The following is a 16,500-nucleotide window of genomic DNA, read 5'->3' as shown; positions in this document are numbered from 1 at the left end:
AGCACTGACTGCTCAACACTTAGCTAGAGCTTCTATTCTGGCTAAATAGAAGCTTTTAAAGCACTAACTTATCAACTAAACCAATTAGCTCTTGAATATCTGGCTTACTTACTTGAGCATTTGCTCCTACAGCTTCACCTTTATGGAATAATTCATTTGTAATTAATGAAGAGAAAATAATGACTGGTAAACGATTCATTACTTCACTATCCTTAACCACTTTCGTTAAATGATGTCCATCCATTTTTGGCATTTCAATATCCGTAATTAGCAAGTGAATATGCTCAAACATTTTTTCGCCTTGCTCTTTCGCTAATTTTTCAATTTGCGCTAACGCTTCTGCACCATTGCTGAAGAAGTTCATTTTTGTATATCCAGCTGATGATAATGTTTCTTCTAATATTTGGCGAAGCATCGCTGAATCTTCTGCAATGTAAATTACTTTTTCAGCTCGATCTGTTTTTTGTTCTAATCCTGCAATTGACTTATTGTCATAACCAGTGCCGCTAATTTCACATACAATTTTTTCATAATCTAATAGTAAGATGATTTTTCCATCTAGTTTTACAATACCAGATGTCGTTTCTTCTAGTCCCATAGATAATGAAGCTGGTTCATCAATTTGTTCCCATGAAATACGTTGAATACGATGCACTTCATCAACGCGGAAAATAACTTTCATTTGGTTTAATTCTGAGATGATAAATTTCGTTTGATCAAGTGGCTTTGTTGACTTTAAATTAAGAGCCATTGCTAAGTTAATAACAGGTAAAATTTCACCACGTACTTGAACAACACCTTCAACTGCATGATGAGATTCTGGCACAGTTGTAACAGGGAATGGATTAATGATTTCACGTACTTTCATTACATTAATACTAAATAGGTTTTCACCAACAGTGTACGTAACAATCTCTAATTCATTTGTTCCGCTTTCTAATAAAATACTTTGTGCTTGTGACATAAAGGTGTCGCTCCCCTTCCATTAATTCCGTATATCTAATTATTAAGCTTTATAAAAGAGAAAAAGTCAACTACCTATATAAAAAATATAGATAGTCGATCGATTCATTTTATTAAAAAACAATTAATCTTGTATAAACGAAGCAAGTGCCTCTAATAACACTTCTTGTGCTCCTACAACTTCCGTCGGCATTGCTTCCCATTTTTTCGAAAGCTCGGTCTCTACTCTTATTCTCAGCTCAGAATTCATTTCTGCTAGCACATATTCTTTCGTTGCTATATCAACATCAAGTAGCGCAAGTGCATATAATTCCGGGTCATTTATTTCTTCGAATAATCGTTTTAATACCACCGGTGCTATATGTTTTAATTTTTCAATATGAATTTCCTTATCCGAAAATAGTAACTCATACTGAATAAACGTAACATTTTCTTTAATCACTTTAAAATAACAATTATTTTTTTTATCATTCACAAAATAACCGTTTGGATCTGCAATAATACTCTCTACTTTACGAATTAAATCTGGCAAACTATTCGCCGCCATTACAGTCCGCTGCTCAACCTCACTCGGCGAAATGAATGTAACGCGATACTTATTTTGCGCCATCCTCCTCACCTCTCCTTTTATAGAAATTCAGTCTAATTGTATACTACAACTACCTTAAATTAACTTAAAACTATTTTATATTACCACTTCTTACACTACCATACTACTCTAGTAACGCTACATATCTCTGGTCTTACACATCGGTCGGGACTCTATTAGGCACTAACCGCTCCAAAACATCGCCAGGTCCTCTCTCAAAACCTAAAAAGTGCTTTTAAGAACCTTTCAATAACTCTATGTTATTAAACCAAAACGCTATCTGCTGATCCGTAATATCAGGCAACATAACAAAAAACTCACGACACTTCATCTCATCCTTAAACAGTTGATACTTCCAAACGCTATCGCTACCAACACTTATGAAATAAAACTCATGGATACGGCCAATGATTGCTTGTTTTTCGCCAAATGAATACGGAGGCACTTGCTTAATTTCAAATTGATCTGGTAAATATACATGCTCTTCTCGTTCTATTTTTAATACTTGCTCGGCAAGTTCACGTTTATTTTCGAAAAAAGGCAATTGTAAAATTCGCTCTTGTCTTGTCATACGAATAAAAAACCCTTTCTACTCCATTACATTTTTTCATTACGATATATTATCGAATTAAGTTTACAACTTCATTTAATACTTCATCTGAAACTTTAATTACTTTCGCATTTCCTTGGAATCCGCGTTGGTATAACATTAAGTCAACGAACTCTACAGATAAATCTACGTTTGCACCTTCTTGTGCACCACCACGTACTTTACCCGCACCGTTTTGACCAGATGCACCAAGAGCTAAAATACCTGTTGTATTCGTCGCTGTATAGTTACCATTACCTGTTTTCATTAGTCCGCCTTCGTTCGGGAACATCGCAACAGCTAATTGACCTGCAGATTTCATACTTCCATCAGAATATTTTACCATCACATATCCACCGTCAGCAATGAAGCAATCTTTAACCGTCGCTGCTGCTCTACCATCTACGTCTGTTACTGATAATGTTTTATCTGTTGGATGGTTTGTTAAATGACTTAAGTCTAATTTTATAGAGCCGCCATCAAATGGAATATTGGCCCCTTGCTCTTTCGGATTTGGATTTCCAACAGCATCAAATGTCATATTACCACCTGCACCTGGAACATCCTTAAACTCTGTTTCTTTTTTCGAGTCATTACGCATTTGTACTTTATATGTATAATTATGTTCGCTCGTTTGTTTAAACTCGACACGCATTGTCCATGTATTCCCCGCATTATCATATACAGGTAAATCTTGTGTAATTTGTTTTTCACCAGTTGGAATATTACCTTTAATTGTCCCTTTCGATGTTCGAATACCACCAATTGCTGTTCCCATTGGAATTTGCAACGGTCCTGGAATTCCAGATAAATCAACTTCACCAGTTGCCTCATTCGCAGGGTATGCAAATACATATTGACCTTCAGTATTCGTAATATAGTAATCTGAAGATATCCCAAACGTACCTTTACGAGTAAATTCCATATTTCCGCCTTTTGAATCACCTACAACGAAGAAACCATTACCTTCCATTGCGGCTTGTGTTTTGCCACCTGTTAACGTAATTGTACCATCACTATAATCCGTAACTGTACCACTCATTTTCACACCATTACCAATACTTTTCGGATTTGTTCCTGCGTATTTACCGTCACCTTTTGCACCAATCGAATTGTTATATAGTAAATCATCAAACATTGCTTTTTGTTTTTTATAACCTACTGTTTGTGCATTGGCAATATTATTTGAAGTTACACTTAATGCATTTTGTGTTGCATTCATCCCTGTAATACTTGTATATAACGCTTTAATCATAACGTATGGACACTCCTTATGAATTTGTAGTTTTTACTTCTTCAGTTACTTTTTGATCGTCTTTCTTTGCGTCTTCTGGGTTCGTTTCCCCAATCGGTTTATCAGACACTCTCTCAACGAAACGAAGAGATACAACCTTATTATTAATAACGAGCTGTACATCGTTATTTTCCGCAAGGCGAACCGTTTCTACTTGACCGGTTACTTTGTTTCCGTCACCGTCAACACCTCTTACGTATTTACCTAAAAACTTCATTCCACCATCAAGTGCTGTTGAATACATCGTTGATTGCAGCTTATCTACTGCTTTCGTCATATTCTGTACTTGTTCCATAAGAGATAACTGCGCTGTCTGATTCATCATTTGATTCATATCCATCGCATTAAATGGATCTTGATGTTGGAAACTTGATAAAAACAATTTTAGGAAATCATCTTTCCCCATTACCCCAGGAGTCTTTTGCGCTCCTGCCGAAACTCCATTACTTTGTTGCACTGGCGATTGTACACCATTAACAGGTACATTACTTTTTTGCGCTCCTGCTTGTAACGGAATATGATTTGTACTCGTTGTATTTAATCCAACTGTTGGCACGCTTTATTCCTCCAATAATCCCGCAAATTCTGTTGATTGTTGTTTTTCATGATTTGTATTTGCTAATTTCTGTTTTTGCCTTTGCTCTTGTTCTCGCTGTTCTTTACGATTTTCATCTTTATCTGAATAGCTAATTTGAATATTGATTTCTTTTTCTTTTAACTTTAATTTCAATTCATCAAAAATGATTTCAACACGTTTTTTCGCATCGTGTTTTTCCATTTCTACGTGAACATCAATTTGATCTCCGTGTTTTTTCATAAACACTGTTAATGTACCAAGTTTTTCTGGATTTAACTGAAATAAAACACGTTCTTGTTTCACTACAAATTTTTGCAGCGCTTCTACTTGTGCTTCCATTTTCTTTCCTAAGTCAGGTAATGAAACTTTCTCAGCACCACTATTTGATTTCCCTACTTGTTCGGTACTCGTCGTTTTATTTAATAACTCTGCACCTGCAAAGCTCGAATCATTTAATGCATCAACCTCTGGCAACTCTACCTTTGCATCATCGCTCTCAAGTTTCGGAAGATCTACCTCTTTAGACTCTTCTTGTTTCTTTGCAATATTACAAGTTTCTGTTTCTACAACTTTCAATGCTTGCATCGTTTGCTCTGGCATCTTCATTTTGTCTAATACCATTTGCATTGTATCTTCTAAACATATAGCATTTTTGATATTCATATTTGAAAGAAGTTCTTGTAATTGTTGTAATTCAGCTGCAGGTAATTCATTAAGTTTAATATTGCCATATTCTTTATATAGCTCTTGTATTTTTTGTATGTATTGATATAACAATTCCGGCTGCACATGTAATTGCTCAATTGCAACCATTTGCTCAGATACAGCTAATAACAACTGTTCTGTCTCTTTTTTTTCTTCTTTCTTTACAATAGGCTCTTCTTTCGTTACCGATTTTTTAGAAAGAATATAATCTTTTTTCTCTTCTGTTGGTGCTTCTTCTCGTTTCGTTTTCTCCGTTTGCGGCTGTTTTTTATTTTCCATTCTCATCGTACGATCGAATGAAGAATCTTCATTTTTTGATTGTACTTCTAGCCCTTTTTCTTTTTGCGGAGGTAAACTTTGTTGCACCGGTAATACAGACTGTATCACTACATTCACCTCATCCATTCATACACATTTTCAAATCCAGAAGCATTTTTTCTTCCAGCTTTTCTTGTGCTTTCGCAAGCTTTTTGCAATTTTCTTGATACATCTCATCAATGACACGTTCTTTTTCTTTTACTTGCTCTAAAAGGCTTTCATTTTTTTGAATAAAACCTTCCGTTTTTTTAATTTTTCGATTCCATTCTTCTATTCTTTCAGGTGAAAACGTATGTGAAGAAAGCATGCCAGCCATAATACGTTGCCCAGTTTGTACGACTTTACTACGCGATTTCACAACATATAAATCATATTCTTTTTTTTGTTCTATTTTTCTTTTTTCAGCTGTTAATTCATACACTTCTTTTAAAATATGTTCTTTTTCTTGATTTATTTGCAATTTTATTGTGTCGTACTGCTGTTTATCCACCTGTTTTCATAGCCCCTTCCTATTATAACGTTCTCTTTTTCTATTATATAGTTTTTTTCCAAAAAAATCTGTGAAATATTAAAAAACAAAAAAATAAGACCTCTTGGGCAGAGGCCTTATACTATATGGTGTATCGCTTCAACGATATCATCAAATTGGAAACTATCCGATCGACCTTGCTTTAAAAATGTATTTATACCTTCTACTTTATTTTTACATTCAAAAATATAAGCATTTTCTTCATTTTCTTGAATCGTTCCTAACTTAAAATACAATTCATTTTCTTTATAAATTGATAAAATTTTCCTCATTTCATTTGCAAGTTGCCAATGATGTGGCGACACGATTTCTTCCATAATCCTACTTACTGAATCTAATACTGAAATTGCAGGATAATGACTAAGCGTTGCAAGCTCACGCTTTAATACAATATGTCCATCTAAAATACCACGTGCTAAATCTGGTACAGGACCATTTAAATCATCCCCATCAACAAGCACCGTATAAATACCTGTTATAGATCCCTTTTGTGTTTTCCCAGACCGCTCTAACAACTTCTTCATATAACTTTCCATTAACAGTGTTTTACCACCAATCGGTAACTCTTTAACAGCAATATCAACACTTCTTCGTGCATCGGCAAAACGAGTAACAGAGTCCATCATAAGTAATACATTATTGCCTTGATCACGGAAGTATTCAGCAATAGACGTTGCGAGTTTCGCTGCACGAAGTTGCATAAGATGACTTTCATCTGACGTCGCTACAACAACGACGCTTTTTTGCATACCTTCCTCGCCTAACTCTTTTCGAATAAAGTCTTTTACTTCCCGGCCACGTTCTCCTACTAAACTAATAACGTTTATATCAGCTTTTGCATTTTTTGCTATCATTCCAAGTAAAGTAGATTTACCAACACCTGACCCAGCAAAAATACCAATCTTTTGACCGATACCAATTGTTAGCATAGAATCAATTGATTTTATTCCTGTTTCAAATACATCGGTAATCTCTTCACGTTCAAATGCATGTATAGGCGGTGCATCTAGTTTAATTTTCTGTAATGGAATGTTTTCAGCTTCCTCATTTAACACTTCACCATTTGCACTTAACACTTTTCCGAGCAAGTGATTACCACGTGGTACAACAACATCTTCTGAAACTAATGTCACTGAATCTCCATAACATACTTTTTCTGTCTGTTCAAATGGAAGTAGCATATTATTTTCTTTTTCAATAGCAATCACTTCACATAAGACGTTATGTTCTCCAACGAAGCAAACATCTCCAATCTTCGCTTTCGGCCCTTTTGCTACGAAAAACTGTTCTTGTACACTATGAACTTTGCCTACTTTCGTATACAGTGGTGTTTCAATGAACTTATTCCATTTTTCGTTCTCATTCATTAACAGACGGCTCATACATTTTGCTCCTCAAATAGCTTCTCTTCTTCCCATTTCTGACGAAGTTTCGCAAATATAGGTGCAAATTTAAATTCAAAGAACTCTTTCTCTTCTTCCAGAACAAATTCACCAAACTGCAGGGAGAAATCATATTTCCATTCTACTAATTGTAGTAACCAATATTCTTTCGTATTTTCCTTCTCTTCTTGAATACGTTCAAACGTTTCTGGATGTACTGTAATGATTAATTTTTCAAACGAAGTTGGCAATGTTTGCACGATGCCAGTTAAAATAGGTAACACATCAAGCGATCGTGAATCTACCGCTTGATTCACGATTTTTTCTGCTAGATGAAAAGATTGATCCCATAATAACTCTGTCCATTCATATGCTGTTTCTTGTTGTTCTTTTTGAAACTGCACACGCGCTGCTTCCATCTGTTCCATTTGTTCATGAATATGCATTTGAAATTGTTCTTTATCTTGTAATAACTGCTGCCGCTCTCGTTCTAGCATTTGCTTCTCTTGCCTTAGCTGATTCATTTCCATATGTAACGATTCTTGCTGGGCGCGAAGTTCTGCATGATCAGCTTGTAATTCTTCCTCTTCTATTTGAACTGAAGCTGGTTTTGGAAATTGTAATTCATACGTTTCTTCAGAAAAAGAAACAGAATTCTTCGGAATTCTGTTTTTAAATAAGGACATCCTCTTCACCTCTTTGAACGATAATTCTTCCTTCTTTTTCCAGCTTTTTCACTGTACCAGTGATCGTTTGCTGCGCTTTTTCAGCATCCGTCATCTTAAGCGGTCCTAAGCCATCTAATTCTTCTAGAATCATCTCTTTACGGTTTGAAGACATACATGTAAATAATTTCTCTTTAATTTCTTCTTTTGCAATTTTAAGTGCTTTCGCAAGAACACCGTTATCTGTAATTTCTTCTAATACACGGCGAAGCGCAAGATCTTCAAGACCAAGTAAGTCTTCAAAGACAAACATATTTTCTTTAATTTTCTCAGATAACTCATAATCGACTTCATCCAGCTTTTGAAAGACTGTTTTTTCAACACCACGTGAAACATTATTTAAAATGTTTACGATTGTTTTCAAGCCATCAGTTTTATTAATTGCACTGAATGCCATATTATTTAATTTCGATTTTAACAACTCACCAATTTGATTAATTAATTCACCATCAACTTGTTCTAACTTCGCAATACCCATTACCGTCTCTACTCGTTTATGATCTGGCAATCTCTCAATTAATTGAGACGCAAGTTGCGGTTTAATATAAGAAGCGATAATTGCAATTGTTTGTGGTGACTCATCATTAAGCACTGTAAGAAGTGGTTCTAAATCTGTAAGTGAATTTAAGAATTCAAATGGATTATCTTTGTTATACCAAAGATCTTCCAATAATTTTTCCAGTTCGTCTTCTGGCATGTTTTTAAATATGCGACGAATGTATTCTTTATCTGGAGTGACTAAGTTCAATTCTTTTACATTTAATTCATATAAGAACTCTCCTAGTACATTTTCTAACGTTTCTGGTTTGTATACACGAAACTTTGCGATTTCACGAAGTAATACTTCTTTTTCCTCAGCTGTCATATATTCAATGACTTTTGCTGCCACCCCTTCTTCTAATGTACGAATAAGGATGGCAGCTTTTTCTTTGGAGGAGATTTCATCTAACATCGTTGTTCCTCCCTTACTGTCCGTTTAACCATTTTTTAATTACTTTTGCAGTTCCTTCTACATGTTCTTTCGTAGCATCCTGCACTTGTTCATCTAACGTTGGTTCTTTCGGTTCTTCTGGTTCAGGTTTTGGCTCTGGCACTATTTTTTCTTCAGGAATTTCCAAGATACTTTCATTACTTGCAGCAATTTCGTCTTCTGCTAAGTATTCTTCATATTCCTCTTCTTCTTTCTTTCTCTTACGTCTTGCTAATAAGAACCATACTAGACCACCGATTGCTAATAAGCCAGCTGTAATTCCACCGAATAACCACCAGTTCATACCACTTTTTTCTGGCTCTTTCTCTTTTTCGGCTTTCGGCTGATCGAACTGAACAGTTACAACGTTAACTTGACCATTTATAAAGTTACCGTTCGGATCAGCTTGAAGTCCTGCCGCTGTTCCGATTGCTTCTTTAAAAGTTGTCATATCCATTCTACGTTTTACTAACGTATCATTATCTACCCATACAACAACATTTGTTTTCGTTAATTCTGGGTGTTTCTTAATTGTTTCAACTGTTTTATCTATTTCATAGTTTTCGATTTTGTTACCATTTTTATTATCATAGACAACTTTACCATTTTGATTATTGTTCGTACCGTAGTTTGGCACTTCACCGTTCGCTGTAATACCAGCACCTTGCTTCGTATCTGCCCCTTCTTGCGCAGTAGAGCTTTCCTCTTGCTCTTGTTTACTACGAAGTACACCTTTATCACCATACTTTTCTGACTGACGTGTAACTTCATCGTAGTTTACAGATACTTTCGTATTCACTTTATATTCATTCGGTTTAAACATCGTCATTAACGTTGCATCAATATCTTGCTTTAATTTACCTTCAAGTTGATGCTGCATCTCTACTTCTTTCTCATAAGAAGAAGAACTACTAGAATGTGCTTCATCTGTCCCTTTTGAGATAACACCTTTTTTACTATCAATAACGCTTACTTCTTCTGCCTTCACGCCAGGAACTGCTGCACTAATCATTTGCTGTATACCTGCAACTTGATCAGCTGTTAACAATTGGCCACGCTTCACTCCAACCGTAATCGCCGCTGTTCCTTTTGCTTTTTCTTCATCAAAAATTGTCTCTTTTTCAGGCAATGTAATTTGAACATTTGCCGTTTCAACTGTCGCAAAGTTTCTTACAATATCTTGCTCCAATTGCTTCTTCGTACCGACAATTTGCTTCATTTTTTTATCTTGCTCACTTGAACCGAGCGAGCTTTCTAATAAAATTTCCTCACCGCTTTTAGAATTAAACGGTAAGCCCATCCCATTCATTTCTTTTCGAACCCATGGAGCATCATTCTTTTGCACACGAATCGAACCATCGGCCGCTAATTGATAATCGACACCTAACTTCGATAATTCTGCTGTAATCTCTTGTTTATCTGTATCATTTAAATTTTGATATACAACAACATATTTATCTGGCAAGGTGAAGTATAAAAGTGCCCCTGTTACAATCGCTAAAAGCGCAGCACCAATTACTAACTTATGCCACGTTTTTAACGATTGGATAACATTTTTCATCTTTTCCATTTAAACACACCCGTCCACTTTCCTAAATTTGCATATTAATTAGTGACTTATAATTTTCAATAAGATTATCACGTACGAGAGCAGCCGTTTTCATTTGAGACTCAGCTTTCTTTTGCTGAATTAAAACGTCATGTGTTTCTCCTACCCCTTTAGTTAGTAAATCATATACTGCTGTTTGCGCATTGTTTTGCGTTTGATTCATATCTTCCAATAAATCAATAAACTTTTTCCCCTCAACTACAGATGTTTGAGAAGTTTTCGATGCACCAATTGACTGAATTGCTCCAAATGGTTGTGTATTTAACATTGGTTGGATTTTCATATTACTATCTTCCCCCTTATCCTCGGCCGATTTCTAAATCTTTATCAAGCATTTTTTTATTTGCATTTAATACACTCGTATTTGCTTCATACATTTTTTGAGCAACCATAACATTCGTCATTTCAGCAGTTACATCAATATTTGGATAACGTACATATCCTTCTTCATTTGCGTGCGGATGCGTCGGATCATACACTAAATTTTCCGTTTTGTCTGCTTCAATACTTTTTATCTTCACTCCGTTAGTAGGAGCCCCATCTAGCATACTTGCAAAACTATTGTTTGATTCTAGCACCACACTACGACGCTCATATAAATCTGCCCCCGGAGCCGCCGTCGTATTTGCATTTACAATATTGTTAGAAGTAACTTCCATCCACTTTCTCGCTGTCGTTAGCCCTGAGCCACTTGCATTAATTGCCTGAAACATCCGTTGTCTCTCCTTCTACTTTTAACGTCCGCGTGCCGCTTGGTTAATTGCATATTGTGTATTAATTGCATTAACTGAAATACCGTATAACTGATTTGTTTTCATTAAATCTAGCATTTCTGTCGTTACATCCACACTATTTCCGTCTTTATTCGTTTGCATTGATTTTGTTTGAATCTTTGCATATGTATTTTTCGTATTTACTGTCGGCAAGTGCATTTCATTCGTTTGATATAAATCTGGATTGCTCTTTAAATCAGCCGCATTGTTTTTATATAATGCACTACTTTTATTCATCTGCTCAGCAAATGTTACATCTTGTGCTTTATAGCCAGGTGTATTCGCATTTGCAATATTACTAGAAACAGTATTTCGTTTCGTCACTAAATAATTCATATAATGGCTTACATCACTCACTAAATCTGGCATATTCCACACCCTTCCTTTTCTAACGTAATGATCCACTGATAGAAGTTTCACTTCATTATTTATTTTCTTATATGCGTTTATTAAAATATTTACTATTATGTACCCTTACATATTTTATTCCATTTTTTCATTATTGTCTTTAGAAAAATACAAAAATATAAAAAAGAATGCAAAAAAACTGTATACACATAGTAATCTATAGAACATTTCAATATATAAACTACAAACTAAAGTCCATTTTTCTATTATTTAGATTACTATTATTTTTTCATCACAGTCATAAAATGAAACCTCAATCAGCGGATTTCTTTATGTAAACGAAGGAATAGATCCCCTTTTAAAAGGGGGATCTGCTTCCAGACGTTATTATTAATATTTACCGTAAAATGAATTAGCCTTCATTCGCCCATCATTTGTCATAATCATTTCTTCCAAAATCTTTTGCTTATCCCGAATATGCTGAGCGGCCTTAATAATGAACGGGCTTACTTCTGCCGCAACTTGCGCACGCGTTTCTTCATCCAATGTCATCATCCAGCGATTTAACATCTCACTCTTCTCAGCAAACTCTCTGTCTGACACTTGCAATTCACCGATTTCATTAAAACAGCTGACAAACGTCCGATAAATATCATTGTTCATTTTCAAGTGCTCCGCGGTAACCGTCTATTAAATCTTGTAACACTTTCACAATTGCATCAATATCTTTCGCTTCACGCGTTACTTTCATCGTTTGAATTTGAATGCTGATCCAATCATATAAACCATAGAGACTATCATATAAATCTTTCGTAATTTCAGGATTTAATTGAAGCTTTAGTTCTTCAAAAATACGTTCTAATTTTTCAAGAAGTGCGTCCCCTTCTTGTAGTTTAAAAGTATGTAAAAGTTCTTCTAAATTACGAAACTCTACAATACATCTTTCATAAATAAAAATTGTATTTTTAATCGGATTACTCGTCATAATATCATTTTGCATATAACGTTGCCATGCTTGCATACGATCACTTCCTCAACTTTCATTAATCATCACTTTTTTGTTTTGTCATTGCTTTAATTGTTTTTAATTGGCTATCAAGCGCTGCTAATGTACTCTCTAGCTTTTGATACTTCTTCACAATTTCATCTTGCTTTTGCAAGTTTTGCGTCTCAATATCTTTAATCTTTTTATCTAAATCACTTACACGTGAGTCAATATTTTTAACTCTCTCGCCGACTACACCTTTATCACCGAATAGTTTATCAAGTGGTTCTTCCATCATTTTTCCTAAACCGTTAGAACTAAAGAAAAATTGCTTCGCTGCATCGGGTTTTTCTTTTAATGCTTGTGTTAATTTTTCATCATTAACTTCCATCGTTCCATCTTGCTTTAATTGAATACCGAATGTGAATAAATAATTACCATCTTGAGAAAATGTTACGACATTGTTCATTGCCTGACGTACACTTTGCATAATAGCTTGACCTTGGAAAGCTCCACCTTTTCCGGCAAAGATATCTACTGTAGAAACAGCTTTATTATAATCAGCTACCATTTTTTTAATAACATTCGATGCATCTGTTACGTTTGAATCACTTACTGTAAATTTTAGATCTATACCTTTTGCTTTTGGATCTGTTGTACCAGCATCTGGCGCTCCTTCTACTTTCGGCTCAGTTACCTTTAACAATTCAATTTTCACACCAGGAAGAGCTTCAATTGTATTAGTAGAACCTTCCCCTTTGATACCATTAATAGTATACATAGCATTTTGCGCTTCATTGATTGTATTAAGCGCTACGCCATCCGCATTAGCTAAACCAATATCTTGAAATAGTGTAGATGTGTTCCCCTCAAACTTAATTACTCCATCTGTTCCTTCTTTTTTCGAGGTCATGAAAATTTTATTTCCAAGTGTATAAGCTGATACGCCATAATCTCCATCATTAATCTTATTAATTAAATCTTTATATGTCATATCAGTTGTTACTTTTAGTTCTTTACCACCTAGTTTTAATGTTTCATCTTTAGGAAGCTTCGCATTTATATCTTTAATGTCATTTGAAGCTATTTGATGACGCTGTGCAAGCTGTGTAATCGTCATATTAAAAGTTCCTGCAATCGCACCACCATCAGCTTTTACATTAATATAACCGTCTTGTGTTGTCGTTACTTTTTTCTCATTTCCTTTAAAAGCCGCTAAGTTTTTAAAAGTTTGTGTAAAAGAACTAAATTCTGATTTTAAACTTGTATATAGTAGTTTATCATTTGTAAGGTCATTCTTTTCTTTCGTATATGGTGTTTTTCTCATATCTAAAGCATTCATTTCTAATTCGACGAAGTTAGAAGTATCGATCATATTATTTCCGAGGTTCCAAATTTGTTGTCTACCACCAATACCTGTCATCGTTGTTCCTGCCATTTTTCTCACTCCTTATAGATTACATGTAGTCTAAAATACTCGTTTTACTCATCGTACTAACCGCTTTAAGCGTCGCTTCATACGTTGCATTTATATATGCCAAGTCAGAAATTGCGACCGCTAAATCAACATCCTCAATTTCTTTACGGTTTTCTTGAAGCGCTAAATTTTGCTCACTTAAAATTGTTTTAAACGTCTCCATTGTGTTCATTGTTGAACCAACTTCAGTTGTACGGTTAATGATGCCATCTAAGTTTTTCTTATTTTCTCCTAATAACGGTTGTAACGCTTTTTGGTCACCTTTTTGCATCGCTTCGCTCATCTGTTTTAACGTTTTTATAACCGGTGATAATAATGCTTCTCCGTTACGAAATGCCTTTAATTCATAACCATCATTTAGTTGCCAGTTCACATCATTTTTTCCGCCCTGGTACGTACCATCTTCTGTAAATGGTGACTTTTCTGCACTATCACCACCGAAAATATAACGGCCTTGCTCTTTCGTATTCGCTAAATATACAACTTGTTTTAAAATTTGATCAATCTCTGCACCGATGGCTTTCAATTCTTTTTCACCATTTGGCTCATTTAATGCCTGTACCGTTAATTGATCTGCTCTCGTTAAAGATTTAAAAATACCTTGTAAAGTATTTTCAGTTTGTGTTAATACATTTTTTGAGTCAGCTAAATCTTTTTGCATTTGTTCAATATTCGCCAATGAATGTTGAATCGCAAATGATTTACTCGCTGCAAGTGGATCTTCACTCATAAGAAGGTTTTTCTTCCCTGAAGTTACTTGGTTTCTATGGTATTGTTGTTGCACATTCAAATCCATTAACTGATTCTTTGCCCAGTTTGCATTTTGAAATGTAGATACTCTCATTTCTATCTCCTCCTTATATATTTCCAATCAATTATTATCACTTATCGAATAATCGAAAATAGACTATCAAACACTTCATTCATCGTAGTAATAGCTTTAGAGTTTGCGACAAAATATTTTTGGAAGGCCATTAAATTTACCATTTCCTCTTCCATATTTACACCTTCAACGCTCATTTTTTCTTGTTGAATACCTTCTAGTAAGTCGCCATGAATTTTTTGATAACCATTTACTGCACTTTTATCAGATGCAACACGAACTATAAATTGATCTAATGCTTGTTTATAAGAAAGACCTTCTTTATAATCGTCTTCTGTAACTGCTGCTAGTTTATTTGCTGTTTCAGCAGATATTTTCATTTTCGAAATATCTTTTTGGAATTCTGGATTTAACTTCATATCTTTCGCATGATCTCCAACGAAGAAATCTTTTCCCATCACTGTATTCACTTGATTTTTCATCGAACTCATTAAGTCTTCAAGATTTTTTTTATAATCAACTATCTTCGCTTTCGTATCAATCGCTGATTTTATCGCCCCGCTATTTACGGAGATTTCTGAACCGTAAATCTCAACTGACATTGGGTCTTTCTCTTTATTTAATTGAAGTGGATATGTATCTTGTCCATTTACTGTTAAAATACCATTCATTCTAACACTCGCGATATTAGGATTCATAGATTCATAAGATACTTCGATGTTTGCATACTTAGACATCTCTGTAACGATGCGATCTCGTTCGTCTAAAAGTTGATTCGGCACTTGTGTACCCGCTTGTCCAATTTTATGATTCGCTTCTGCTAAACTAGCAGCAAGACGATTAAATTCATTAACATGCGCTTCAATATCTTCTGCTGTCTGTGCTTCCACTGTATCTAAGTTTTTCGCAAGACGATTCACTTGACTTGTGAACTTCCCAGTTTCAGAAATTAATGTATCGTAGTAGTTTGGTTGCTCTGGATTTTTTGCTACTTCACGAAAGGCATTAAAGAAACCGTCCATTAAACTAGATAATGAATTCTTTCCTGTCGTTCCAACCATAGACTCTACACGTGATAAAGTCGAATTCATGTAGTTATAGTAAGAGAGCTGAGATAATTGATCATTAAACTGCTTCGTTTTTACCTCATCAGTAATACGGTCAACACCTAGCGTTTGTACACCGTAACCAATTCTCTGTTCTGGCGTATGACCATTACTTGCTCCAACAGATCCGTAATTCACCATTTGACGCACATACCCCGGTGTATGAATGTTAGACAAGTTTTGTTTCGTTGTTTGTAACCCCATTTGAGCCGCTAACATACCCGATAGCGGTGTATTATAATCAGATAATCTCATAAAGCTTCACTTCTCCTTTACAATAGTTCGTTCATAAAGATTTGCGAATTATTGTTTCGCTCTAAGTTATATTCAGAAACAGAATCCACAATACTTTCTGTAGTTTTTAATAGTACGTTTAAGTAATATTGATTTTTCAAAAGAATCATTTTTACATTCTCTTCTAATTCAGTTACGTTTTTTTGTAATTCTTCCATTTTTTCAATTTCTTCTTGAGAAAAATACGAAAATAACGCACTTACACGAAACGATTCAACTCCTTGTTCTTTACAGAACTGAACAACCATTTCTTCAAATGAGCTTGATAACCCTTTTAAACCATCAATGTACTGCAATTGCTCTACTTGCAACTTTTGAACTGCATTTACATTTTTATTTTTTAAATTCTCATATATTTGCTCTCCAAGCGCTTGAATATTTTCATACGCTTTTTGAATAATAACGAGTTTTTCATATAATTGTATGTACATATAGCTTCCTTCC

At 34.8% G+C, this 16,500-nt stretch carries 20 protein-coding genes; all 20 read right to left on the bottom strand.

Going from position 1 to position 16,500, the window contains the following annotated elements; all coding sequences use genetic code 11:
• Window positions 1-55 precede the first annotated feature (55 nt).
• The 20 genes from AC1Q51_RS21975 to AC1Q51_RS21880 all read right to left on the bottom strand — a co-directional run bounded on the left by AC1Q51_RS21975 (window position 56) and on the right by AC1Q51_RS21880 (window position 16,487).
• Window positions 56-964: a chemotaxis protein gene (locus tag AC1Q51_RS21975; protein WP_000075943.1), complete on the bottom strand. Its 909-nt coding sequence runs from the start codon at window positions 962-964 to the stop codon at window positions 56-58.
• A gap of 123 nt (window positions 965-1,087) precedes the next feature.
• Window positions 1,088-1,573: a hypothetical protein gene (locus tag AC1Q51_RS21970; RefSeq protein WP_000068299.1), complete on the bottom strand. Its 486-nt coding sequence runs from the start codon at window positions 1,571-1,573 to the stop codon at window positions 1,088-1,090.
• Between the two features lie 214 nt (window positions 1,574-1,787).
• Window positions 1,788-2,123 (bottom strand): DUF3964 family protein, encoded by a 336-nt coding sequence (locus tag AC1Q51_RS21965; RefSeq protein WP_000198165.1) that lies wholly within the window; start codon window positions 2,121-2,123, stop codon window positions 1,788-1,790.
• Between the two features lie 49 nt (window positions 2,124-2,172).
• On the bottom strand, window positions 2,173-3,396 hold the full coding sequence (locus tag AC1Q51_RS21960; protein WP_000588320.1) for a flagellar hook protein FlgE: 1,224 nt from the start codon (window positions 3,394-3,396) through the stop codon (window positions 2,173-2,175).
• 16 nt (window positions 3,397-3,412) lie between these two features.
• Window positions 3,413-3,991: a flagellar hook assembly protein FlgD gene (locus tag AC1Q51_RS21955; protein ID WP_001143462.1), complete on the bottom strand. Its 579-nt coding sequence runs from the start codon at window positions 3,989-3,991 to the stop codon at window positions 3,413-3,415.
• Window positions 3,992-3,994: 3 nt separating this feature from the next.
• Window positions 3,995-5,104, bottom strand: a complete 1,110-nt coding sequence (locus AC1Q51_RS21950; protein WP_016513059.1) for a flagellar hook-length control protein FliK — start codon at window positions 5,102-5,104, stop codon at window positions 3,995-3,997.
• A gap of 10 nt (window positions 5,105-5,114) precedes the next feature.
• A complete protein-coding gene (locus tag AC1Q51_RS21945) occupies window positions 5,115-5,525 on the bottom strand; it encodes a hypothetical protein (protein WP_000360860.1) in 411 nt (136 codons plus the stop codon).
• Window positions 5,526-5,641: 116 nt separating this feature from the next.
• Window positions 5,642-6,946: a flagellar protein export ATPase FliI gene (gene fliI, locus AC1Q51_RS21940; RefSeq protein ID WP_000088687.1), complete on the bottom strand. Its 1,305-nt coding sequence runs from the start codon at window positions 6,944-6,946 to the stop codon at window positions 5,642-5,644.
• A complete protein-coding gene (locus AC1Q51_RS21935) occupies window positions 6,943-7,632 on the bottom strand; it encodes a FliH/SctL family protein (RefSeq protein WP_016082179.1) in 690 nt (229 codons plus the stop codon). Before AC1Q51_RS21935 ends, fliI begins: the two co-directional genes overlap by 4 nt.
• Window positions 7,619-8,623, bottom strand: a complete 1,005-nt coding sequence (gene fliG / locus AC1Q51_RS21930; protein ID WP_000883364.1) for a flagellar motor switch protein FliG — start codon at window positions 8,621-8,623, stop codon at window positions 7,619-7,621. Before fliG ends, AC1Q51_RS21935 begins: the two co-directional genes overlap by 14 nt.
• Window positions 8,624-8,636: 13 nt before the next feature.
• Entirely contained in the window at window positions 8,637-10,211 is a 1,575-nt protein-coding gene (locus AC1Q51_RS21925) for a flagellar M-ring protein FliF C-terminal domain-containing protein (RefSeq protein WP_000413958.1), read from the bottom strand.
• A 22-nt stretch (window positions 10,212-10,233) separates the two neighbouring features.
• Window positions 10,234-10,533, bottom strand: a complete 300-nt coding sequence (gene fliE, locus AC1Q51_RS21920) for a flagellar hook-basal body complex protein FliE (RefSeq protein WP_000701684.1) — start codon at window positions 10,531-10,533, stop codon at window positions 10,234-10,236.
• Window positions 10,534-10,549: 16 nt separating this feature from the next.
• Window positions 10,550-10,963: a flagellar basal body rod protein FlgC gene (gene flgC, locus AC1Q51_RS21915; RefSeq protein WP_000484680.1), complete on the bottom strand. Its 414-nt coding sequence runs from the start codon at window positions 10,961-10,963 to the stop codon at window positions 10,550-10,552.
• A gap of 21 nt (window positions 10,964-10,984) precedes the next feature.
• Window positions 10,985-11,443 (bottom strand): flagellar basal body rod protein FlgB, encoded by a 459-nt coding sequence (flgB, locus tag AC1Q51_RS21910; protein ID WP_074789290.1) that lies wholly within the window; start codon window positions 11,441-11,443, stop codon window positions 10,985-10,987.
• 318 nt (window positions 11,444-11,761) lie between these two features.
• A complete protein-coding gene (locus AC1Q51_RS21905) occupies window positions 11,762-12,034 on the bottom strand; it encodes a hypothetical protein (RefSeq protein ID WP_001058088.1) in 273 nt (90 codons plus the stop codon).
• Window positions 12,024-12,392, bottom strand: coding sequence for a flagellar export chaperone FliS (locus AC1Q51_RS21900; protein WP_001149516.1), 369 nt, complete (start codon window positions 12,390-12,392; stop codon window positions 12,024-12,026). The genes AC1Q51_RS21905 and AC1Q51_RS21900 overlap by 11 nt, the downstream gene beginning before the upstream one ends.
• A gap of 22 nt (window positions 12,393-12,414) precedes the next feature.
• Window positions 12,415-13,794: a flagellar hook-associated protein 2 gene (locus tag AC1Q51_RS21895; protein WP_000929290.1), complete on the bottom strand. Its 1,380-nt coding sequence runs from the start codon at window positions 13,792-13,794 to the stop codon at window positions 12,415-12,417.
• Between the two features lie 19 nt (window positions 13,795-13,813).
• Window positions 13,814-14,677, bottom strand: coding sequence for a flagellar hook-associated protein 3 (locus tag AC1Q51_RS21890; RefSeq protein WP_001266403.1), 864 nt, complete (start codon window positions 14,675-14,677; stop codon window positions 13,814-13,816).
• Window positions 14,678-14,718: 41 nt separating this feature from the next.
• Entirely contained in the window at window positions 14,719-16,017 is a 1,299-nt protein-coding gene (gene flgK / locus AC1Q51_RS21885) for a flagellar hook-associated protein FlgK (RefSeq protein WP_001239709.1), read from the bottom strand.
• 17 nt (window positions 16,018-16,034) lie between these two features.
• Window positions 16,035-16,487 carry a hypothetical protein gene (locus AC1Q51_RS21880; protein WP_000275878.1) on the bottom strand — a complete coding sequence of 151 codons (453 nt, stop codon included), beginning with the start codon at window positions 16,485-16,487 and terminating at the stop codon, window positions 16,035-16,037.
• Between the last annotated feature and the right edge of the window lie 13 nt (window positions 16,488-16,500).

The organism is Bacillus sp. MT94 (assembly GCF_058792475.1).
The sequence above is the reverse complement of the archived record's forward strand: the minus strand, read 5'-3'. Positions and strand labels throughout refer to the sequence as shown.